Annotated in this window: 15 protein-coding genes, 1 tRNA gene and 1 pseudogene; 9 read left to right on the top strand and 8 right to left on the bottom strand. The window is 47.8% G+C overall.

What is annotated here, in order from left to right; translation table 11 throughout:
• Positions 1–57: 57 nt before the first annotated feature.
• A complete protein-coding gene (locus tag XDD1_RS12095) occupies positions 58–354 on the bottom strand; it encodes a YfcZ/YiiS family protein (RefSeq protein WP_084721136.1) in 297 nt (98 codons plus the stop codon).
• A gap of 351 nt (positions 355–705) precedes the next feature.
• On the opposite strand from XDD1_RS12095, the gene fadL reads away from it, so the two are divergent.
• Positions 706–2,013 carry a long-chain fatty acid transporter FadL gene (gene fadL / locus XDD1_RS12090; protein WP_045971484.1) on the top strand — a complete coding sequence of 436 codons (1,308 nt, stop codon included), beginning with the start codon at positions 706–708 and terminating at the stop codon, positions 2,011–2,013.
• 74 nt (positions 2,014–2,087) lie between these two features.
• Here fadL and mlaA read toward each other — a convergent pair whose 3' ends face one another.
• On the bottom strand, positions 2,088–2,840 hold the full coding sequence (gene mlaA, locus XDD1_RS12085; protein ID WP_045971482.1) for a phospholipid-binding lipoprotein MlaA: 753 nt from the start codon (positions 2,838–2,840) through the stop codon (positions 2,088–2,090).
• A 188-nt stretch (positions 2,841–3,028) separates the two neighbouring features.
• Here mlaA and XDD1_RS12080 point away from each other — a divergent pair.
• The 3 genes and pseudogenes from XDD1_RS12080 to XDD1_RS12070 all read left to right on the top strand — a co-directional run bounded on the left by XDD1_RS12080 (position 3,029) and on the right by XDD1_RS12070 (position 3,846).
• Positions 3,029–3,103: transfer RNA gene (locus XDD1_RS12080), tRNA-Arg, on the top strand.
• Positions 3,104–3,227: 124 nt separating this feature from the next.
• Positions 3,228–3,452, top strand: a pseudogene (locus XDD1_RS12075) (Arm DNA-binding domain-containing protein); the annotation flags it as partial.
• A 70-nt stretch (positions 3,453–3,522) separates the two neighbouring features.
• Complete coding sequence (locus tag XDD1_RS12070; protein ID WP_045971478.1) at positions 3,523–3,846, top strand: IS630 transposase-related protein; 324 nt, start codon at positions 3,523–3,525, stop codon at positions 3,844–3,846.
• On the opposite strand, the gene XDD1_RS20225 is transcribed toward XDD1_RS12070, so the two are convergent.
• Positions 3,827–3,958 carry a hypothetical protein gene (locus XDD1_RS20225; RefSeq protein WP_269450518.1) on the bottom strand — a complete coding sequence of 44 codons (132 nt, stop codon included), beginning with the start codon at positions 3,956–3,958 and terminating at the stop codon, positions 3,827–3,829. The two genes, XDD1_RS12070 and XDD1_RS20225, sit on opposite strands and share 20 nt — an antisense overlap.
• 95 nt (positions 3,959–4,053) lie before the next feature.
• On the opposite strand from XDD1_RS20225, the gene XDD1_RS18920 reads away from it, so the two are divergent.
• Positions 4,054–4,353: a transposase gene (locus XDD1_RS18920; protein WP_231854403.1), complete on the top strand. Its 300-nt coding sequence runs from the start codon at positions 4,054–4,056 to the stop codon at positions 4,351–4,353.
• A gap of 84 nt (positions 4,354–4,437) precedes the next feature.
• Here XDD1_RS18920 and XDD1_RS12065 read toward each other — a convergent pair whose 3' ends face one another.
• Positions 4,438–4,962, bottom strand: a complete 525-nt coding sequence (locus tag XDD1_RS12065; protein ID WP_045971476.1) for a hypothetical protein — start codon at positions 4,960–4,962, stop codon at positions 4,438–4,440.
• Between the two features lie 112 nt (positions 4,963–5,074).
• Positions 5,075–5,314 carry a hypothetical protein gene (locus tag XDD1_RS12060; RefSeq protein WP_231854402.1) on the bottom strand — a complete coding sequence of 80 codons (240 nt, stop codon included), beginning with the start codon at positions 5,312–5,314 and terminating at the stop codon, positions 5,075–5,077.
• A 263-nt stretch (positions 5,315–5,577) separates the two neighbouring features.
• On the opposite strand from XDD1_RS12060, the gene XDD1_RS12055 reads away from it, so the two are divergent.
• Genes XDD1_RS12055 through XDD1_RS12045 form a run of 3 tightly spaced genes read left to right on the top strand, consistent with a single transcriptional unit; the run spans position 5,578 to position 8,515 of the window.
• Complete coding sequence (locus XDD1_RS12055) at positions 5,578–7,128, top strand: recombinase family protein (RefSeq protein WP_045971472.1); 1,551 nt, start codon at positions 5,578–5,580, stop codon at positions 7,126–7,128.
• Positions 7,125–8,027, top strand: coding sequence for a ParB/RepB/Spo0J family partition protein (locus tag XDD1_RS12050; protein ID WP_045971471.1), 903 nt, complete (start codon positions 7,125–7,127; stop codon positions 8,025–8,027). Before XDD1_RS12055 ends, XDD1_RS12050 begins: the two co-directional genes overlap by 4 nt.
• Positions 8,024–8,515 carry a ParB/RepB/Spo0J family partition protein gene (locus tag XDD1_RS12045; RefSeq protein ID WP_052705697.1) on the top strand — a complete coding sequence of 164 codons (492 nt, stop codon included), beginning with the start codon at positions 8,024–8,026 and terminating at the stop codon, positions 8,513–8,515. Before XDD1_RS12050 ends, XDD1_RS12045 begins: the two co-directional genes overlap by 4 nt.
• On the opposite strand, the gene XDD1_RS12040 is transcribed toward XDD1_RS12045, so the two are convergent.
• Together XDD1_RS12040 and XDD1_RS12035 are read right to left on the bottom strand one after the other, a co-directional pair.
• On the bottom strand, positions 8,482–9,018 hold the full coding sequence (locus XDD1_RS12040; RefSeq protein WP_084720900.1) for an IS630 family transposase: 537 nt from the start codon (positions 9,016–9,018) through the stop codon (positions 8,482–8,484). The genes XDD1_RS12045 and XDD1_RS12040 overlap by 34 nt on opposite strands.
• Positions 9,012–9,485 carry a helix-turn-helix domain-containing protein gene (locus XDD1_RS12035; RefSeq protein ID WP_045968011.1) on the bottom strand — a complete coding sequence of 158 codons (474 nt, stop codon included), beginning with the start codon at positions 9,483–9,485 and terminating at the stop codon, positions 9,012–9,014. The genes XDD1_RS12040 and XDD1_RS12035 overlap by 7 nt, the downstream gene beginning before the upstream one ends.
• A gap of 217 nt (positions 9,486–9,702) precedes the next feature.
• Between XDD1_RS12035 and XDD1_RS12030 the strand changes: the two genes are divergently transcribed.
• Positions 9,703–10,740: an IS630 family transposase gene (locus tag XDD1_RS12030; RefSeq protein ID WP_045968390.1), complete on the top strand. Its 1,038-nt coding sequence runs from the start codon at positions 9,703–9,705 to the stop codon at positions 10,738–10,740.
• A gap of 380 nt (positions 10,741–11,120) precedes the next feature.
• Here the strand turns inward: XDD1_RS12030 and XDD1_RS12025 are convergent, their stop codons facing one another.
• Positions 11,121–22,745, bottom strand: coding sequence for a non-ribosomal peptide synthetase (locus XDD1_RS12025; protein WP_052705696.1), 11,625 nt, complete (start codon positions 22,743–22,745; stop codon positions 11,121–11,123).
• Positions 22,746–22,973: the final 228 nt, after the last annotated feature.

The raw sequence follows: 22,973 nt of genomic DNA, 5'->3' as shown, positions 1-22,973 counted from the left end.
CGGTTTTCTCGCTGTTTGTCATGATAAAACAATGAGAAAACCGCTGTTTAGCGTAAATTAACGCAAACCTAACTGAAAGATGAGGGCTTCTGCTTGACAACTAAAGGTAAAGTCCACAGATAATTGCATCCCACCCTCAACCGCTTCGATATTATGACGTATGATGCAGGGATCAGACTCTACTTCTTTTACTTTTTTAATCAATGTATTAAGCATAACCTGAGCGTCTTGCTCACTGGCAAAAATATGCTGATAAGACGCGGTGCAATCGTCATTGTCAATGATCGTTCCCACATCAACACAGCAGCAAGCCGCCGTTTCATTGGCACTACAACGGTTAATCGCATCAGACATTTCATTTCTCCAACGATAAAAATTTGCTGATAATTCTACGTGCTCCTGACAGGAGATAACCAGCATTTGCGCTGTTTCAAGCCATTTATCTCACTCTTTATTGATCTGACCACGTCAACAGAAATCCATTTACACTTCGTTAACGGAGGTTGTCGATTTTTTGTTAAGCAAGTCCCAATTTAAGAATCATTTTGGATATATTTAAAAAACATTCTTGCAACATATTCTATTATCAGGCCTATACTTCGTGCACTGGTCTGATTTGTCATTACGATAAACCGACCCTACAATCCCGCGCTCTCAGCTACTTGAGTAGCATGTTAATAATAATTAAACAATGAGGTTTTGGTTATGAACCAGAAAAACCTATTTACACGTTCAGCATTAGCAGTGGCGGTTGCAATCCTTTCATCCAACGCTAGTGCTGCCGGTTTTCAATTGAATGAGTATTCATCATCAGGACTAGGTCGGGCATTTTCTGGAGCAGGCGCCGTTGCAGACAATGCTTCCGTAGGAAGTCGCAACCCCGCGGCCATGACCTTATTCGCTCACCCATCGTTTTCTGGTGGTTTTGTGTATGTCAACCCGAATGTTGATATTACCGGAAATTCACCTCTGACCAAAAATAGCACCGACGCGAAAAATATCGCACCACATGCATGGATCCCAAACCTGCATTTTATTACCCCGATCAATGATCAGTGGTATGTTGGCGCATCAGCAACGTCTAACTTTGGTCTGGCGACCAGTTTCAGCAATAATTATCCTGCTGGCTTAATTGGCGGTAAAACTGACCTTAAGACGTTGAATTTTAATCTAAGTGGTGCTTACAAGTTCAATGATCAGTTCAGCTTTGGCTTAGGTGTCAATGCGGTTTATGCCGATGCCAAAATTACCCGCCATCTGGGTGAAGTAGGTTCTCTGAGTAAGACGCCAACTCCGGCAACTTTTGAAGCAGCCAAATTGGAAGGTAAAGATTGGGGCTACGGCTGGAATGCAGGATTCCTGTATCAGTATGACGAAAATAACCGTTACAGCCTGACTTACCGCTCAAAAGTCAAAGTGAAGTTCAAAAACGGCGATTACAGCAGTGATTTTCCACATGTACCAGGAATACTTGATAATGGCACTGGCGGTAAGGTAGTCAAAGGCAGGCTGGATCTGAACTTACCAGATATGTGGGAACTCTCAGGTTATAACCGTATTGCACCACAGTGGGCAATCCACTATAGCCTGCTGTACACTGGCTGGAGTGATTTCAAGGAATTAAAAGCAGTCAGGAATGACACCGGTAAAGTTGCATTTGAGAAACACGAAGGTTTCCGCGATGCTTACCGTATTTCGCTGGGTACCACTTATTACTATGACGATAACTGGACATTCCGTACCGGTGTCGCCTTCGATGAAAGCCCTGTACCCGCCAAAAACCGTTCTATCTCTATTCCGGATCAGGATCGCTTCTGGTTTAGCGTAGGAACCACTTACGCATTCACTAAAGATGCTTCCGTGGATGTTGGCGTTTCCTATATGCGTGGTAAGAAAGTACACGTTAACGAAAGACTGCAAGAGGATAAACAGGCTCCTCTCAATACACCATACGATTTCGATTCCAAAGGAACCGCATGGCTGTATGGCGTGAACTTTAACTATACGTTCTAATCTTCTTGCTGACCTAATCTTGTCACTTAAAAAGGATAGCAACCCGCTATCCTTTTTTAATGATGGAGACTGAATTAATCTATCGAATCCAATTCATCCTGAATGCTTGCCGCATTAGGATTTTTTTCGGGTTCCAACTTGCCGCCATTAGCCATAAAATCATGGCGTTGGAAATAAGCATCACGCACCATCAAATAAGGATCTGATGAATTTTTTAACAGACCGTCAGAATCCAGCAGGCGGGCACGGGTTTCTATCCCCTGAAACACCCACTTCCCTACCGACATCCACCCCGTGAGATAACTCAGCACGGGATAAGTCATATCCGCAACGTTACCGCCTTCATCACGCAATGTAAAACTACCGTAACCGGGCAGAACAACATAGGGGCCATACCCCACATTGTAGTACCCCAATGTCGTACCAAAACGCATGGGATCGTCTTTTGCCAGTTTGGGATTCGCCATAGAAGCAACATCAATCAGCCCCCCCATTCCCAAGAGGGTATTCAAAAAGAAACGGTTAAAGTGTTTTGCTCCTTCATGAACATCGCCACGCAAAAAACTGTTCACCATACTGGCCGGCTCTTCAAGATTACTCATAAAATTGCCAATACCATTTCGCGCAGGCATCGGCACATAATTGCGCCAAGCGACAGCAACAGGGCGCAGAACATAAGGGTCGAGAACATCATAATTAAAGTTGAACATAGCACGGTTAAACCCTTCCAGTGGATCAGAACGCCCCTGTTCCATCGTATTCGATGAACTGGCACATCCCACAAGTAAGAGTGCGGTAAGAGCAACCCCGCTCAGACGATACTTCATATTGTTCTCCACATAATTATTTTTAGACATCAACTATCACGCCGCATACCAGCTAATGCACCCAATATGTAAAATATACTGCCTATTTTTCATTAATGGTAATCAAAAAGGTGATGATTATATAGGCAAACAGTTCGTTATGCCTTATCTCTGACAAGAAAAACAGGTATACTGTATCCCGTTTTGTTGTCCCCTTAGTTAAATGGATATAACGAGCCCCTCCTAAGGGCTAATTGCAGGTTCGATTCCTGCAGGGGACGCCATTCGATAGTTCACCGCAGTTCTTACCCGTCCGCAGAATCCCTTAAATATCATAGTATCCCAAAAGCAACCGTTCGCATTAGTTCGTTGACAGCCGAACTCTTATTTGGGTAAATATTTTACCCAATGCTCACTGTAAAACAGATTGATACAGCAAAGCCCAAAGAAAAGCCCTACCGATTATCAGATAGCAATGGGCTTTATCTATATATTCCGTTGTCTGGCAAAAAGGTATGGCAACTGCATTACCAATTTGACGGCAAAGAAAAAATCCATACAGTGGGTAAGTATCCTGAAATATCCCTTTCCGAAGCCAGAGATCGAGTGTTTAAGTTAAAGAAAGAGCTGGCTAATGACATATAGCGGAATCACAACACTGTGTCATAATACCAGTGACTTCCAATAATGAGGCAGAATTGAGATGGGTTACAGCCTGGATTTTCGAAAAAGAGTACTGGCATACAAAGATAAGCATTCGTTGACGTTCGAACAAACCAGCGACCACTTTGAGGTCTCTATCCGCACCCTGTTTCGGTGGTGCAACAAAATAGAACCCTGCATGACACGTGATAAACCGCCGACGAAAATTAGTGACGAAACACTTATCGCTGATGTCCGGAATTATCCCGATGACTATCAATGGGAAAGAGCGAAACGTCTGGGGGTTTCTCAGTCCGCTATCCATTACGCCTTGAAACGACTGAAAATAACCTTCAAAAAAAACGCTAAAACATCCCATCGCTGACGAACACGCTCGTCAGGTATTTGGCGAGCATATCCGCCATCATGAACAGGCGGGTAAACAGATTGTTTATCTGGATGAAAGCGGCTTTGAACAGTCCATGCCACGTACGCATGGCTATTCGTCAAAAGGGTCGCGCTGTTTTGGTTTACATGACTGGCAACACAAAGGCCGTGTTAATGTTATGGTGCCATCATTAAAAATACCTTTGTGACCTTAAGTGTATTTGCCGGAAATATTAATGCGAATGTGTTTCATGCCTGGATAACACAAGATTTGTTGCCGAAGGTCCCAAAGAATGCAGTGATTGTGATGGATAATGCTTCTTTTCATAAACGATGTGACACGCTAAAAGCGATAGCTGATCATGGATGCCAGTTAGAATGGCTTCCGCCTTACAGCCCGGATTTAAATCCTATCGAACATAAATGGGCTGGAGCAAAAGCCACAAGAAGACGAGAAAGATGCTCTATTGATGAGCTGTTTACAGAACATGTAACCTATGTCTGATTATATTGATTTTTCTATACATTGATTTATCTGGCGTTCATGGGTGTCTGTATCCCATTCAAAATATTGCCTTGAATTACTAACTCAGAATGCCTTCCAAAAGCGGCCACCAGTAGGAGCACCGTGGGAAACAAATGATTTTAATTGGTTTTGTTGATCGTTTCTTATAATAACGCAAGCAGGTAATCCACCATCCATTTCTTGAATATCAATATCTCCTGCGGGTGCAAAAACAGGTACACCAAAACAATTTGCTAAGTCTTGTGGGTAACCATGCTGTAAGGCTATACCGGATATGGCCAAAAAAATGGCACTAATCTGGTGACCTAGCCCTCTTCTCTGTATTTCATCGACTATTCTCTTGACGTTTTCGGAAAATACAACTGGGGTTACATGTTGGTTTGATAAATTAGATGCAATAAGGGCGAGCACTCTTTCATTTCCCGTTCTTGTTCTGTCAATGAAGTAATCGAGTGTGCCGACTATCTGACCTGAAGGGTTACGAATAGAATGGACATATAAATCAGCGTAACCTCCAGGAGCTATATGATAAAGGTCTACGTAATACTTCATGCTTTCATAGTACTTAGGAATAAAAAGCTTTCCCATCCTTCTCCCCTTAACTTGCAAATACAAGTGAAATTAGACCTACAGTAAGGTGAGAAAATCTTGATTTAAAAATATGATAATTTCACATGTTATGACCACATTTTGAAAATAATTATTTCCCGTTTAGCTTCTCTCGTACCGCCCAGTGGCGATCTTGCTCTTCCGGTGTCGCGCTCTGGTCTTCTAACCTGTCACTGATTCGCAACCCATCAGGTAACAGCACCCATGCGATATAAAAATACCGGAGTTCATACTCCTCGATTGGGATCCACGGATAGATACCGTTGTACTCTCCATCTTCCCAAAACCTAACATAACCAATGTGCCAGCCGTCGCACGGATTTAAGAGCAATACCTCTTTGCCGTTCATATCCAGTGTAGATAATTTAGATGCAGAGCGGATATAGGCATTTAAATCAACAAATGTTAATTAGATTAAATAACTATTATTTTCCGATTTAATAGACATACAATAAATAAAGTTCGCAAAAACAATATATTATATCAACGAATGCAAAATAAATCATATTTTTGAATTAAAATCATTGAAATTACATTCTTTTTGATCAACCCTGTTTTACCTAAAACATTTCGAGACCGTAAAGAGTTGAGAAAATGGGTTCTAATAACTATGAAAATCAATTAATTAAAGTAGCTCAATACCTTAGGATGTCTACTGAACATCAGCAATATTCATTGCACAATCAAGCTACGTTTATCAAAAATTATGCTGATAAGCATAATATGGTGATAACCCACACCTACGATGATGCAGGCAAAAGTGGCGTAACTATTTCAGGACGTCAAGCTCTTCAACAACTTTTGAATGATGTCATTTACCACAACATAGAGATCCAAGCTGTCCTAGTCTATGATGTTAGTCGATTTGGCCGTTTTCAAGATATTGATGAGGCAGGTTATTACAGCTACCTTTTTAAAATGAATGGCGTAGATGTGATTTTTTGTGCCGAACACATACCAACAAAAGAACATCCCCTTGAAGCGATGCTTATGCTAAGTATTAAGCGTGCAGGGGCAGCAGATCTCAGCAAGAATCTTTCGGACAAAGTTTATGCAGGCCAAGTGAATTTAATTAAACGTGGTTATCATCAAGGAGGACTTGCAGGATACGGGTTAAGGCGACAACTCATTGACGAAAAACATAATCCCAAAGAAATTTTACCCTTCGGAAAACGAAAAAGTATTCAAACAGATAGAGTAATTTTAATTCCTGGTCCTAAAAATGAGCGAAAGATAGTGAATGAGATATTCGACATGTTTATTTTTAATAATATGCCGGAATTCATAATAGCGAATCGGCTCAATGAAAGAGGTATTAAAGCAGAAAACGGAAAATCTTGGACAAGAGCAAAAATCCATCAAATATTAACTAATGAAAAATATATTGGCAATAGCATCTATAATAAAACATCATATAAATTAAAACAGAAGTTTATAAGAAATCCTGAGTCTGAATGGGTAAGATGCAACAAAGCTTTTAAGCCAATAGTATCAGAGAAAAAATTCCTTTTAGCCAAGAATATCATACTCGCGCGCTCTTCTCATCTAACGAATGAACAGCTTTTAGAGCATTTGCAAAAAAAATTGAATGAAAAAGGCAAACTTTCAGGTTTTATAATAGACGAGGATGATCAGGGACCATCAAGTTCAGTATATAGAAACAGATTCGGGGGGCTATTACGTGCATATGAAATTATAGGTTATAAACCCGAACATGATTATAGCTACATTAAAATCAACAAAGAGTTAAGAGAATATTACCATGATGCTATTGAACAAGTAGTGAAAAACATAGCCATATTTAACAATACCGTTGATAACCAATCCCAATATCCACTGTTATTAGTCAATGAAGATATTGGTATCTCGTTAATTATATCACGATGTAAAAAGCTAAAATCTGGTAAACTACGTTGGAAAATAAGGTTTGAGAATTCATTAAATCCAGATATTAGCATAGTTATTCGTATGGATAGCACCAATCACCATCCCGTAGATTATTATATTTTCCCTTCTCTAGATTTCGTTTTTGAAAAAATCATCTTGTCTGAAAATAATCCTTTCCATTTAGAGTTATATCGATTTGATAGTTTGGATAATTTTTATCATATGATAGAAAGAACGTCCATACAGGAGGCCGTATGAATCAAAATTCCTTTAACAATCATAGAATAATCTTAGTTGACATTAAATCAATAAAAATAGCCAACCCACGGACAAGAAACAAATTTATTCATAATGAGATTAAGGAAAACATTGAGAAAACAGGATTGAGAAAACCTGTTTCTTTAAGGAAGATAAAAGATGGAGAGTTTGAGTATGCATTAATATGTGGACAAGGGAGACTTGAAGCTCTTATTAATTTAGGAGAAACAAAAGTCCCAGCCATTATTAAGGATGTTGACGAAGAGGATGGATATATTATGAGTCTCGTGGAAAACATAGCAAGAAGAAACCCAAGATCTGCTGAGCTATTCGAAGTTGTAAGGGACATGAAACTGAGAGGCCTAACTGACTCAGTTATTAGTGAACACATTGGCTATTCTAAAGATTGGGTAAATAATATCACAATGTTACTTTCTAAAGGCGAGAAAAAGCTATTATCTGCCGTAGAGAATCGAAAGATCCCTTTATATTTGGCCGTAGAGTTTGCCAGAAGCAATACAGCAGAGGCTCAACACCTATTCCTTAATGCTTATGAAAAAGGTTTAATAAAAAGCAAAGATGTTATAAAAATCAGAAATATTCTCGATCAACGAAGTGAGGGGAAAAAAGGAAGCAAGAATAATGAATATATTTATAATAAGGGAAATAAGAAGATTTCTCCTGAGGAGCTGGTGGTGCTTTATCAAGATAACATAGATAAACATAAATCCTTACATGCAAAATCAGAGTATATTTCACAAAACCTAGTTTTGATAAAGCAAATAATTCAAGAGCTTCTGCAAAAAAAAGATTTTGTTAGTATACTAATAACCGAAAACATGGATTATATTCCAACACTAATTATAGACTCTATAAAAAATGAAGAGGAACTAAAATGATCAAGTTCTGTTTCGATGATGAGTTTGTAGATCTGGACATAAAAAAACTTTCACCATCAAAGGAATTAATAACTAACGTAAAACAAAGTGTTAAATATTCTCAAATTAAAACCTCTATAAAAGAAATAGGCCTTATAGAGCCAATAATTGTATATCTAGAGAATAATGGAAATACCATAAAGATTTTAGATGGGCATTTGCGGGTCGAAGCGATGAAAGAACTTGGATTTGATAAGGTCGCAAGTTTAATATCCACCTTAGATGACGCATATACTCCAAATAAGCAAGTTAACAGATTAACAATAATCCAAGAACAAAAAATGTTAAAACTGGCGTTAGAAAGGGTATCGATAGAAAAACTTAGCTCATCATTAGGAATTTCTATTGAAACCCTAAGAGGTAGATCTCAAATTCTTAATGGTATTGATTCAGAAGTAGTTTCTCTTCTAAGTACTCAAGAGAAATTAATTGCAAATTGGTTACCATAACCGCCCAATAACGTATTTAATTCATTCTCCATTGTCTCCTGAGTCCAAGTGATAAAACGTCGCCAATGGTATTTGGCTTGTTTCCAGACGATTTCAATCAAATTCAGCTCTGGGCTGTAGGCGGGAAGGTAGAATAAAAACAGGTTGTGTTCTCGTAACCAGCTATTTCTGATTTTTTCTTCAATCCCGTGATGGATACGCGCATTATCCAACACTAAAAATGTCAGGCGGTTGTCCCCTTGTTGGGCGAGCTGCTCTAAAAAATCAATCACGTCATCTCGCGTGATACTGCCTGACGTTGTCTGGTAAAACAGCGTGTTATCCGTGTAATTTAACGCCCCCAGAACTGACCGCCTGTCATGCTCTTGAGGCTCAGTTTCATGGGGCTTACCCCGTGGACTCCATCCATATTGCACCGGAGGAGATGCGGCAAAACCCGCCTCATCAAAATAGACCAAACGGTAATGGCCTAACTGTGCTCCAGCCTTAATTTTATTCAGCAAGGCGGATTTGTTAGCAAACTCCGTTTCGTTGCGCTTTTTTTAAGCGATAGACGGGTGCGTTTATAGGTGAGCCCCTGCTTTTTCAGGGTATTTGCCAGCGTTTCAAGCGTACAAGGCAGGGGCCCATGCTTTGCCTCAACGCACTGGGCTATCCGTGCGAGAGTTAGGGACTCTGCACAGGCAGCTTCGACCGCAGTGGCAATCATTTCAGGCGTCATAGCGAGATACCGGCCTCCAGCATGACCGCCTAATAATCCCGCTATCCCTGAATTGTGCCACATGTGAACCCAATTATAGATAACCCGGAGACTGCATCCTATTTCAGCGGTGATCTGGGACGGCTTGCTCCCTCTGGCAAGCATGAGCAAACCCGTTCCTCGCGTACGGATATCCCGGTGGGGATGATTCAAAGCGAGTTGTTGCAATGTTATTCGTTCAGGCTCAGAAAGTATTATCTTCGATTTCATAAGGACAGGCAGAAAATCAGGTTATCGTGTTATCGATTGTAACAGTAATGCAGATAGTTTATCTGATTAACTTAAAATAAATAAAACATCAACAAAATGGTGATTAGGGCAACCGAGTGAATGAACATATATCATCCACATTAGAAAATCCGACAATTATACCAATCGCCATTGAAGATGCTTGATTTCTTATCCAAACCCGATCATGCTTGCAATCATGAAAATTCATCTGACACCAGAACAAAAACGTGCCCTCGAATTGATGCATGATACCACTCGTGATAGTCGAGTCTGTGATCGCATCAAGGCCGTGCTTTTGGCGTCAGAGGGCTGGACAGCTCAGATGATTGCTCAGGCCTTACGTATTCATGAAACTACGGTAAGCCGTCACCTAAAAGATTTCATCGCGCAGGAAAAACTCACCCCCGAAAATGGCGGTTCTGAAAGCCATCTCTCTGCCAAACAAACCGCCGATCTGGTTGATTATTTGACGGCAAATTTGCTGCATACGACCGCTCAAATTGTGGATTATGTACGAGCTCGTTGGCAGGTGTCTTTCAGCGTGGGAGGCATGACGAAATGGCTTCACCGACAAGGTTTCAGCTACAAAAAGCCAAAGGGCGTTCCTCATAAATTCGATGCGGATAAGCAGCAACAATTTATTGATGACTACCAGTCTCTGAAAGACCGGGCAGGTCAGAATGAACCTATCCTATTTATTGATGCGGTGCATCCTTCGCAGTCCACAAAGCTCAGCTATGGTTGGATGAAAGCGGGGAAAAATCAGGTAAAAGTGGTCGAAACCACCGGCAGTCGTACCCGTCTCAATCTTCTGGGCGCCCTCAATTTACAACGAATTGAAGACACCGTGATCCGTGAATACCCGAGTATCAATGCCGAAAATATCGCGTATTTTTTCGGCGCTATTAGAGAAACTTACCCACTTTCGCAAAAAATTCATATTATTCTGGATGGGGCGGGTTACCACCGGGCAGAATTGGTGAAAGAGGTGGCATATGTCCTTAATATTGAACTGCATTACCTACCGCCTTACAGCCCAAACCTCAATCCAATAGAGCGATTGTGGAAGTATATGAATGAGCAAGTACGTAACAATGTTTATTTTCCGGATGCGAAGACATTCCGTGAAACCCTTCGTCACTTTTTTCATGTCACTTTGCCAGAAAAAGCGAAAGAACTCACGACTAGACTGACTGACAACTTTCAGATTTTAAAACCTGCATCTTCAAGTTAGATTGGTATAATACTTGATCCAGAAATTTAATTTTTCATCCAGAATCGTTTTCAGGGTGAGAAATGGAACGTTTTTTTAATCTTAAATTGTATTTAATGTAATCTATTGGTGGGTGAAAATAACACAATTTGGTTTTGCTAAATGGTTTGCCAAAATGATAGAAGTATCAAAGAAACTCAGTCCTATTTTTGCGAATGTCTTGATTATACAAAAATAAACTTTTCATTCTCTTACCCTAGGTGAAATATGCTGTGAATAAATCGTTGCAATTAGGAAGCGCCGGCATTTTACATGTGAGTCTAACCAACGGTTCTATACCCAATAAACTTGAAAACGTCTTACTCCCCGTGATGTGAGGAGTAAGACCGTATCTGACCATATCAACCGTCGTTATTCATGTCCCCCACAACCAACGCCAATTCACACAAGGTTGGGTGAGAGAACAAAGCCGCCAGCGGAACCTGCATACCTTGCGCATACATCCGGGACAGCAGTTGTATCGCGACCAGTGAATGACCGCCCAGCGTGAAAAAATTATCATGGCGGGCGACCCGTTCAATTTTCAGCAACGCCTGCCAGATCTTGGCCAGCGCAATTTCCACCTCACCGATGGGAACTTCATCGCCGTGTGTCGCAGCATGTGTTGTCGCAACAGGCGGGGCCGAGACAGGGGGTGCCGGGTGTCCGGCAGCAGGCCGAACGGCGAGGTTTTCGATCGGCTGTTGGGAGGCGGTGTTCAATGCGTCAACCAGTGCCGTCAGGGCGTTGATCATATCGCTGTTCAAACGGGCGGGATCAATACCGGTCACGGCTTGGGCTGCCAATCGGAAGCCTCTGCCCCTATCATCCACGGCCAAGTAGAGGGAATAGTGAGTTCTCTCCTGTGCTGTGAGCAGACGTATGCCTTCCCATGTATTGCGGGTTGAATCCCGCCGGCTATGGCGATAGTTGAGCAGGGCGTTGAAGAGTGGCAGGGGCGGTGTCACACCGCTACAGCGTTGGGCCAATGCCAGTGGTGCCTGCTCATGTTCCAGTAGCCGGGTCAAACTGCGGTAGGCCGCTTGTACCGTTTCCTGTACGCTGTTCCCCGTCAGCCGTATCCTGACCGGCAGGGTATTGATAAACAGCCCCAAAATCTTATCGAGACTCATGCCGCCCTGCATACGTCCCAATAAGACGGTGCCGAAGACCACATCATCCCTTGCACTGGCTTTTGCCAACACCAGTGCCCACGCAACATGGAACAGCACACCGGGGCTGACTCCCTGACGGCGTGCCTGCGTGCGGATCGCGCTGGACAAGGCCGCACTCAGAGGCTGTGCGACTTCCGTGACAGGTTGATCTCCACGGTTGATGTCCAGTATGCCGAAAGGCGCGGTCGGTGTATCCACATCGGCGAGGATCTTACGGAAATAGGCTTTATGGGCTGACATGGGCACCCTCAGGGATTGGGCGATAAACTGACGGTAAGGCAGTACCGAGTGAAGTGCCGGAAGAGGTGCCGGAGAGAGGTGTTCGGTACAGGAGTACAATCGCTGATTAATTTCCGCCATGATAGCGTCCAGCGACATATGGTCATTGAGCATATGGTGGCAGCGCAGGGCCAATAACCATTCTCCCCGCTGCGGATCATGGGCGATATCGGCGGATAACAGCGGTGCCTGACTCACATCAAGGCGGCGCTGGCAGGGATCAGTATGCGCCCGTAATTGAGACAGAACGTCTTTGTCGCTGCCCGGCATAAACGTATCGATGCGCAAAGACGCCTGACGGCAGACAACTTGTACCGGTTGTGTTAATCCCTGCCAACAGATGGCGGTGCGCAAAATATCATGTCGGTCAATCAGTTGTTGCAACGCCGCCAGAAAATCATCAAGACGCTTACGGGTATCGAAAGCCAGCATGATGTGTAACAGATAAATATCTCCCTCTGTTTGCAGCAGGTGGTGAAACAGCATGCCTTCCTGTAATGGCGCGAGGGGATAAATATCTTGGATATTGGCCGCACCGCCGGAGATTGTTGCGGCGAGGGTATCAATCTCGTGTTGTGTTAAGGACACTAACGGCAACATGTCAGGCGTGATGGCAATGCAACCCTCCGGGATAAGATTGGGTGGCACAGTGAATGGAGTCGTGTCCTGAACTGACCACATGGTTTTCGCCATCTCGGCCAGCACGGGAGCGGAAAACACGGTACGGATATCAAGGCCATAACCCTGATTACGCAGCCGTTCGATCAGATTGACGACCATCAGCGAGTGACCGCCCAGCTCAAAGAAATGGTCATGGCGGCTGACCTTTTCCAGCCCTAATAGGGCTTGCCAAATTTCGGCTAGTGCGATTTCCATCGCGCCGGTGGGTGCGGCATAAGCGCGGGTCACGATCGCCGACTGATCCGGCATCGGCAGGGCTTTACGGTCGAGCTTGCCATTGGGTGCCAGCGGGAAAGCATCAAGGATCACAAAGGCGCTGGGCAGCATAAAATCAGCAAGATGTTGCGCAAGTTGCTTGCGGAGTGCCGAGGGCACCAGTTTCACATTGGGTTCAGCGAGCAGATAGGCAACCAGACGTTTTTCACCCAAGATCTCTTCGCGGGCAAGCACAATGGCTTCACGCACGCCGTGGCATTGTCCCAATCTGGCTTCAATTTCTCCCAATTCGATACGGAAGCCGCGTATCTTGACCTGAAAATCATTGCGGCCAAGGTACTCGATATTGCCGTCAGGCCGCCAGCGCCCCAAGTCACCGGTTTTATACATACGAGCGTTGGCGCGGTCGCTGAAGGGATCGGCGATAAATCTCTTTGCCGTCAGTTCCGGTTGGTTCGAATAACCACGGGCGACCCCCATCCCTCCGATATGGATTTCACCACTCACGCCGATAGGCACGGGCTGACCGAAGGTATCCAAAATATAGATGCGGGTATTGGATAACGGGCGACCAATGGGAATGTTGTCGATAATCGTTGGCGCTGGTTTGTTATCTATCCGCAGGGTCGTGGCGGTGACGGTCACTTCGGTGGGACCATAGGCGTTGAACCAGCGGCAGGATTGCGTCTGCGGGCACGATAGCCAGTCCATCAAATAGCGGTATTCCACTTTATCGCCACCGACAATCACTGTGTGCAGATAAGGGCTGAAACCGCCACGTCCGGCGACGAGTTCCTGTACCCAATGGTGCCAAAAGGCGGTCGGAATATTGATGATAGTGACTTTTTGTTCACGCAAGAAATCGACAAACGTGCTATCCGGTATTTTGATATCGGACGGCCGCAGAACCAGTGTCGCGCCCGATGCCAGCGTGGGGAAAATATCCGATACCGAAATATCAAACGCCACGGTCACAAATTGCAGAATACGATCGCCCAATTGGGGATGACTGATCTGACAGTGGGCCTGGATCAGGCTCACGACATTGTGGTGCTCCAGCATCACTCCTTTTGGGTGTCCTGTGGAGCCGGACGTGTAGATGATATAGGCCAGATGATGGGGCTGTAACCCTATTTGCTGGCTGTCGGGGTTATGTTGCGGCTGTTTTGCCAGACTGGCTTGGTGCGTTACATCGTCCAGCGGCCAGACGGAGATACCTTGCAGCGGCAAATCGATGGGCAAACGTTGCTGTAATCGCTTTTGGATCAGCAAGATGACCGGTTTGCTGTCCGATAATTGATAGGCTAACCGTTCGATGGGGTATTCGGGATCGAGCGGGACATAACCGGCACCGGCTTTTAAGATCCCGAACAGGCCGATGATCATGTCCAGACTCCGTTCAACATAAATCGCCACGCGATCATCCGGATGCACGCCAAAGGCAATCAGGCTGTGTGCCAGTTGATTAGCACGGCAGTTCAGTTCGCGATAGCTCAGCGATTGACCTTCAAAGACCACGGCGGTTACGTCCGGTGTGCGCTGGACTTGTGCTTCGAACAGTTGATGAATAAATAATGGATTAGTCAGCGCAGGTTGCGGGAAATCAATCCGGGGCGTATTGAAATCAACCAGTAACTGCTGGCGCTCTGCCGCGGATAATATCGACAGGTGGGCAATGGTCTGTGTTTCATCGGCCGTCATGGCGGTCAGCACGTGGATGAGATAACCGACCATGCGTTCAACGGTCGCACGCTCGAACAGATCGGAAGCATATTCCAGATAACCACCAAGTCCATTCAAGGTTTCTGTCAATGGCGTTTCTGTTAATGGCGTTTCTGTTAATGATAGTGTCAGGTCAAAGTGCGCACTGTGGTGTGGCTGTTCCATCAACGAGACGGATAAACCAGGTAATTCGAAGGTCTGGGCGGGTGTATTGTTCAGCGCCAGCATAACCTGAAAGATCGGGCTGTAGCTCAGGCTGCGTTCAGGTTGCAGCGTTTCCACCAACTGTTCAAACGGCAGGTCTTGATGCGCATAGGCCGCCAGCGCCTTTTCACGGACATGAGCAAGCAGTTCCGCTACCGTGTTGCTATTTTCCAGTTCGACCCGCAATGGCAGGGTATTGGCGAAAAAGCCAATTAATCCTTCCAGTTCACTGTGTTGGCGGTTAGCGACGGGGGTGCCGATGACGATATCATCCTGACCACTCAGGCGGGACAGTACAATACCCCAGCCGGCCAGCAGGATCATAAATAACGTGGTGCCCTGACGCTGACCGAGCGCCCTGAGTGCGGACAATAAGTCCGCACTCAGGTGGACGGGCACGTGACTGCCGGTATAACGTTGTTCGGGGGGACGCGGTCGATCGGTGGGGAGATCCAGCCGTGCCGGTGCGCCTTGCAGTTGCTGTTGCCAGAAATGTTGTTGCGTGGTGAGTACTTCACCCCGCAGCCATTCCCGTTGCCAGACGGCATAGTCGGCGTATTGAATCGGCAGGGGTGGCAGCGGAGCAGCATGTCCTTCCCGCGCAGCCCGGTAGAGTGCCGCCAGTTCGCGGAACAATATTCCTGCCGACCAGCCGTCGCTGATCATATGGTGTTGGGTGAGGATCAAGACATGTTCTTCGTCCGCCAGTTGCAGCAATTGTCCCCGGATCAGTGATTCATGGGCGAAATTGAACGGGGTTTGGGCTTCGCGTTCTACGAGTTTATCAATACGGTTCAGGCGGGCGGTGTTGTCTAATCCGCGCAGATCCTGACGGGTCAAATTAAACCCGCTCTCTGCGGCGTCGATGTGCTGGTAAGGCTGTTCATCCACCAGCACAAAACAGGTGCGCAGGCTTTCATGTCGGGTGACGAGGCGATCAAGCGCCGCCGTAAACGCCGAATGGTCAAGTGGCCCGTTGAGGTGCAGAACGGCCGGAATATGGTAGGCCAGACTGGCGGCGGGATTGAGCCGGGCGAGGAACCACAGGCGTTGCTGGGCGAAAGAGAGCGGCAACGGCTGGCGGCGATCGGCGGCAGGGATTAGCGTTTGCGTCACCCTTGTTTGTGTAATCATTGGGCTGTCGGTGAGCACCGCCGCCAGATCCGTGAGGACAGGATGGGCAAAGAGTTGCGGCAGGGAGAGTTCCCGCGCCAGCTTCTGCCGTATCCGGGCGGTGAGCTGAACCGCGAGCAGGGAGTGGCCGCCGAGTTCAAAGAAATGATCATGACGGCCGACCTTTTCTATTTTCAATAGTTCCTGCCAGATCCCGGCGAGTGCCATTTCTATGTGACCGACGGGGGCTTCATAGCCGCGGGTTGCAATGGCAGACTGATCCGGTGCGGGCAAGGCCTGACGGTCGAATTTGCCGTTCGGCGTCAGCGGGAAGGCGTTGAGCGTGACAAAGGCACCGGGCAGCATATATTCGGCAAGGTGTAGCGCGAGCTGCCGGCGAAGTTCCGCCGGTTCCGGTTTCATCCCCGCTTGGGGCAGCAGATAGGCGACCAGTTGCTTTTGCCCTGAACCGTTTTTATCTGAACCATTTTCACAAGCCAGTACCACGGCTTCGCGTACCCCGCGGCATTGGAGCAATTGCGCCTCGATTTCCCCCAGTTCGATACGAAAGCCACGGATCTTGACCTGAAAATCGTTGCGGCCGAGATATTCGATATTGCCGTCAAGCCGCCAACGCCCCAGATCGCCGGTTTTGTACATGCGGGCTTGCGGCAGGCCGGAGAATGGATCGGGCAGGAAGCGTTCTGCCGTCAGTTCCGGGCGATTCAGGTAACCGCGCGCCACTCCCGCTCCGGCGATATGGATTTCTCCGGTAACACCGAGCGGGACAGGCTGACCGTTGGCATCGAGAATATAGATTTGGGTATTGGCAATCGGGCGGCCAATATGGGCGGCAAAGCCCGTTGTCCGGTGCATGCGTACCCAAGTCGAATAGGTTGTTGTCTCCGAAGGACCGTATAAATTGCATACGTCCTGTACCGCCGTTCGCGTGAACAACTGCTCAACGAGATGGGATTTCAGGGCTTCACCGGCCAGATTGATGGTTCGGGTGGTTGCCGGGATAGCAGTCGCCGGGATAGCAGTCGCCGGGATCGCCGTCTCAGGGATCGCATTAGTATCAAGTAAATGGGCGATAGCCGATGGCACGGTATTGATCAGGCTGACGGCCGGTTTTGGGGTGGCAGGTTGGGTGACCAGCGCAAGCGCATCAGGGACAAGATGTACCGTGCCGCCTGAAATGAGCGGTGCAAAACATTCGTAGACGGCCAGGTCAAAATTCAGCGAGGTGGCGAACAGGGTATGGGCTAATTCCTCAAAACGAAACGTTTGCCGCGCCCAAGTGAGGAAATTCACCGTATTGCGGTGTTCGATCGCCACTCCTTTGGGCAGACCGGTAGAGCCTGAGGTGTAGATCACGTAAGCCAGATGGCGCGACGTCAGGCCTTGTGCCTGTGGGGCAGGATTTTCGGACGGCATGTTATCAAGGGGCAGTACGGGATTATCGAGTAGCACGGTGTCAAGTAGCACTGTGGGCACCGGACAGGCCAGCCGATCGGCCAACGTCGTCTGGGTAAGCAGTATCCTCGGTGCGGCATCTTCCAGCATATACGCCAGCCGTTCGGCGGGATAAGCCGGATCGAGTGGTACATAGGCTCCACCCGCTTTCAAAATGGCCAATAAACCGACTACCATCGCCGGACTGCGTTCGACACAAATCGCCACCCGATCGTCCGGACGCACACCCAGCCCAATCAGGTGATGCGCCAGACGATTGGCGTGGCGGTTTAGTTGATCATAGCTGAGGAGTTGATTATTAAAGGCTACGGCAATGGCGTCGGGAGTGCGTTGTACTTGTGCTTCAAACAATTGATGAATTAACGCCTCTTGCGGGAAGTCAGTTTGGGTGGCGTTAAAATCAATCAGCAATTGCCGGCGCTCGGTGGCGGGCAGAATGGGGATATGCAAGATCGGCTTGTCAGGCTCCGTGTCTAACGCATTCACCAGCCCCGTCAGGGCGGTGGTCATATAGGCGATTAGACGGGTCGGATCGATACCTGAAACCGTCTGCGCAACCAAACTGAATCCTTCACCCAAATCATCCACGGACAAGGTAAAAGGATAATGGGTTCGCTCCTGTACCGCCAGCAGGCGGACACCTTCCCACGCGATATGGATGGCACCCGGTTGACTATGGCGATAGTTGAGTAGTGCGCTGAATAGCGGCAGGGATGGCGCCACACCGCTACAGCGCTGTGCCAGCGCCAGCGGGGCTTGTTCATGTTCCAGTAATCCCATCAGACTGCGGTAGGCCGCTTGCACGGTTGCTTGTGCGCTTCCTGCCAGCCGGATTCGCACGGGCAGGGTATTAATAAACAGTCCCAAAATCCGGTTGAGGTTGATATTTCCCTGCATGCGTCCCAGCAAGACCGTGCCGAAGACCACATCATCCCGCCCACTGGTCTGCGCCAGCACTTGTGCCCATGCGACATGGAATAGCACGCTGGAACTCACCCCCTGACGGCGAGCTTGCAGGCGGATCGCCTTGGCCAGCGCCGGATCAAGGGATTGAGTGGCCTCGATTATCTGCCTGTCCCCATTGAGGGTATCCAGTATGCCGAAAGGCGCGGTCGGCTCATGAATATCGGCGAGCACTTCACGGAAGTAAGCCTCGTGCCCTGAATCCTTCATTCGCAGGGATTGGGCGACAAAGTTGCGGTAAGGCCAGTTACGGTAAGGCAACGCGGCCGGCAATTTCCCGTTATCTAAGTTTTCAGCACGCTTGTTTTGGAAATGACGATATAGCAGCTCATTGATTTCAGCCATGATCAATTCCAGCGTTATATGGTCACTGATCAGATGGTGGAAGCACAGGGCCAGCAACCACTCATCCTGCTGCGGATCATGGGCAATGTCGGCTGAGAACAGCGGAGCCTGACTGATATCAAGACGGCGATGGCGCGGATCGGTATGCGCCAGCAATTGCGCAGGGACGTCCTGTTCGCTGTCTTTGCTATCTTTATTGTCCGGTATAAACGCGTTAATGCGCAGGGTGGCCCGACGCCAGACCACCTGTACCGGCTTTGCCAAGCCCTGCCAGCAGACGGCGGTGCGTAAAATATCATGGCGGTCAATGACCTGTTGCAGGGCAGCGAGAAAGGCATCAAGGCGCTTGCGGGTATCGAAGGCAAATAAACTACGTAACAGATAAGTGTCGCCTTGGGTCTGTAGCAGGTAATGAAACAGAATGCCTTCCTGGAGTGGGGCGAGCGGGTAGATATCTTGAATATTGGCGGCGCCATCGGGAGTTGCGGCAGCGATGGCATCAATTTCGGGTTGGGACAGGGATAACAACGTCAGCATGTCAGGCGTGATGGCGGTACAGCCATCAGGGATAAGATTGGGCGGTACGGCGGACGTTGCCATATTGTCCTGAACTGTCCGCATCGCTTTCGCCATTTCGCTCAGCACCGGAGTGGTGAACACCGTATGGATATCCAACAGCCAACCCAAACTGTGCAGCCGTTCGCTCAGGCTGACCGCCATCAGTGAATGGCCGCCAAGCTCGAAAAAGTGGTCATGGCGGCCGATATTTTCCAATCCGAGCAAAGTTTGCCAAATTCCGGCCAATACCGTTTCTGTTTCATTTACCGGCGCTTGGTAGCCGCGTGTTGCGATTGCCGCCTGATCCGGTTCCGGCAGGGCCTGACGGTCGAGTTTGCCATTGGGGGTTCGCGGGAAGGTGTCGAGCGTCACAAAGGCGCTGGGGATCATATACTCGGCAAGGTGCTGCGTGAGTTGCCGGCGCAGTTCCGCCGGCGCTAATTCTGCGTCGGGTTCAGCCAGCAGGTAAGCGACCAGACGTTTCTGATCGGCACTATCCTCGCGGGCAACCACAACCGCTTCGCGCACCCCGTGGCACTGGGTGAGCTGAGCTTCTATTTCCCCCAGTTCAATGCGGAAGCCACGCAGCTTGATTTGAAAATCGTTGCGGCCGAGGTATTCGATATTGCCGTCAGGCCGCCAACGCGCCAGATCGCCGGTTTTGTACATGCGGGCGCCGGCTACCGACGAGAAAGGATCGGGCAGAAAGCGTTCCGCTGTCAGTTCTGGACGATTAAGATAGCCACGGGCGACCCCCACACCGCCGATATAGATCTCGCCTTTGACGCCGATCGGGACGGGCTGGGCATGGGCATCAAGGAGATAAATTTGGCTATTGGCGATGGGGCGGCCAATCGGCGGCGCATTTTTTTCCTGACGGTCACAGGAATAAAGGGTGGCGCAGACGGTGATTTCCGTCGGCCCATAAGCATTAAACATCTGTCGCCCCTGCGCCCAGCGTTTGACCAGCGTTGACGGACACGCCTCACTGCCGACGATCAACGTTTGCAGTGTGTCGGGTATGGAGTCCATTGCCGTCAAGGCCGTGGGTGACAAGAGGGTGTGGGTAATGGCACGGGTTTTTAAGTAATGGGACAGGGCGGCACCGGGCAGGATATTGGCACGTTTGGCAAGATAGAGACGCGAGCCTGCCAAGAGTGCCATGCAGCATTCCCAAATATAACCATCGAAACTGTTTGAGACAAACTGTAAGACACGGCTGTCCGGGGTCAGAGACAATCTGTCTTGCTGAGTGGTAATCAAGTTACACAGGCCGCGATGTTCGACCATCACCCCCTTGGGTTGGCCGGTGGAACCGGAGGTATAAATGACATAAGCCAGATGGTGTGAGGTCAGCCCCAGCGCGTGAGGATCGGGGTTTTCTTCCGGCCTTGCAGCCAACGCAGGACATTGTTGGGCATCAAGCACGATGATGGGCACCGGTGAGTGATGGATTGGCAGGTTATTGCCCAGCATGTCAACCATCGCCGCCTGAGTAATCAATGCCATCGAGGCGGAATCATTGAACATATACGCCAGCCGTTCGGCCGGATAAGTCGGATCGAACGGCACGTAGGCCCCACCCGCCTTGAGAATCCCCAAAAAACCGACCACCAGATCCAGGCTGCGTTCGACACACATCGCCACCCGATCATCCAGCCGCACGCCCAGCTCAATCAGATGATGTGCCAGCCGATTGGCGCGGCGGTTCAGTTGGTCATAACTGAGGGACTGGTCGTCAAAGATCACGGCGAGGGTATCCGGGTGCTGCTGTACCTGCTTCTCGAACAGTTGATGAATCAAGGTATGTTGTGAGAAATCGACCTGCGTGGCATTGAAATCCAGCAAGACTTGCTGGCGCTCAGCCTCCGGCAAGATGGGCAAATGGGCGATCGGCGTATCCGGTGCGGTGACGGCGGCGTCGAGCAAGACGGCAAGGCGGGATTGGAGGGTCATGGCCTCGGTGGTGCTCAGGGTGTCAGTAGAGAAATTAAACTCAATCGTGACGGGGGGGTTGTTATCTTTAAGACAGGCGGTGTCGGTGTACTGCTTGATAATGACCGACAGAGGATAGGGGACACCGTGATACAGGTCAAAAGATTCGATGCTGGTCTCTTCTCCTGCCATGTGCAGATTCGCTGTAAACGGTTCGAGTGATAATGTGATGTCAAATAATTGTGTTCGTCCCGTTTTCTGCTGGATTTGGGTTTGTCGAGTGATCTCGGCAATGGGCAAACGTTGGTGCTTATAACAACGGCGCAATTCTGCTGCGGCTTTGTGCATGACATCAAGGAAGGTGTCTTCTGGTGATAGGGTCACGCCAATCGGAATAACGGAGGCGAACATCCCCATGGTGCTTTTATGGCGGGCATTTTTACGGTTGTGCACGGGAATGCCAATCACGATTTCATCGACTTCCGTTATGCGGGTGAAATAGCCGGCCAGAACGGCATACATAAAATGCAGGATGGATAATCCCTGTCGGGTCACGGTCGTTTCAATACGCTGATAAAGCGTCTTGTCTATTTGCCAAAAAAGCGGCTTGGCTTGCGCGCTGTTTGCTGTTTTTGGGGTGTTAGCCGGCGGGAGCAAGGGTTGTGGCAGGTTTTTATAGCGTTCTTGCCAAAATTGCACATCGTGTGAGTGGCGGTGGGAAATAAGATAAGCCCGGTCATCCTCAACAAAATCCAGATAAGAGAGCGCCGCTTTATTGAGGGTTTCTTGCTTTATCGGGTAATTTTCAATCAGGTTATTTTTTATCAGGTCGCTTTTTGTCAGGTCATTTTTTACTAAATAATTGTAGGTATCAATAACCTCGTCAAGCAGCATGAACAAACTCATCCCATCCATGATCAAATGATGACAACAAAATTGCCAGTATCGGCGTGTTTTGCTGACCCGCAGTATCTCAGAGCGCCACAACTCACCATTCAAGTTGAATGGGCGCATGAACTCGGTATCAATGTGTTGTCTGGCTTGGGTTTCTGCGTCTGGATGCGATGAAAAATCGCGGAGGGTCACGGAGACAGGGAGAGTATCATCAACCTGTTGGCGGGGTAATGCGTGGGTGTTGATGAGCTGTAAGCGCAATGTATCGCAACGGGAAACCATCGCCTCAAAAGCAGTCACGAACGCATCTTCATTCAATTCCCCATGGATGCAGATAAAAAGACCAATATTATATTTGGGTGAACCGACATGGATAACCTGATCGAGCCAGATGACTTGTTGAGGAGAACTCAGTGGGTGTGTCATATTCATTTCCCCTGTGTAGTTGGGTGCTGGTAAAAAATGAACTGATGAATTGTTATAAATTAGAGTTTTAAACTAAAAATTGTCCTTATTGCGTGTAACTTTGGATAAATTAGTTAAAAAAACAGGCGATGTCGATATTTTTTGTTTACCCATTGTTTACCAGACAGGGGGGTGAGGGCGGCGTCATGGCGCATGAGTGGTAGTGATATGATTATCAAAGAAAATGGC

It is taken from the genome of Xenorhabdus doucetiae, assembly GCF_000968195.1.
Taxonomy (GTDB): Bacteria; Pseudomonadota; Gammaproteobacteria; order Enterobacterales; family Enterobacteriaceae; genus Xenorhabdus; species Xenorhabdus doucetiae.
This window is presented reverse-complemented; position numbering and strand designations above follow the sequence as displayed.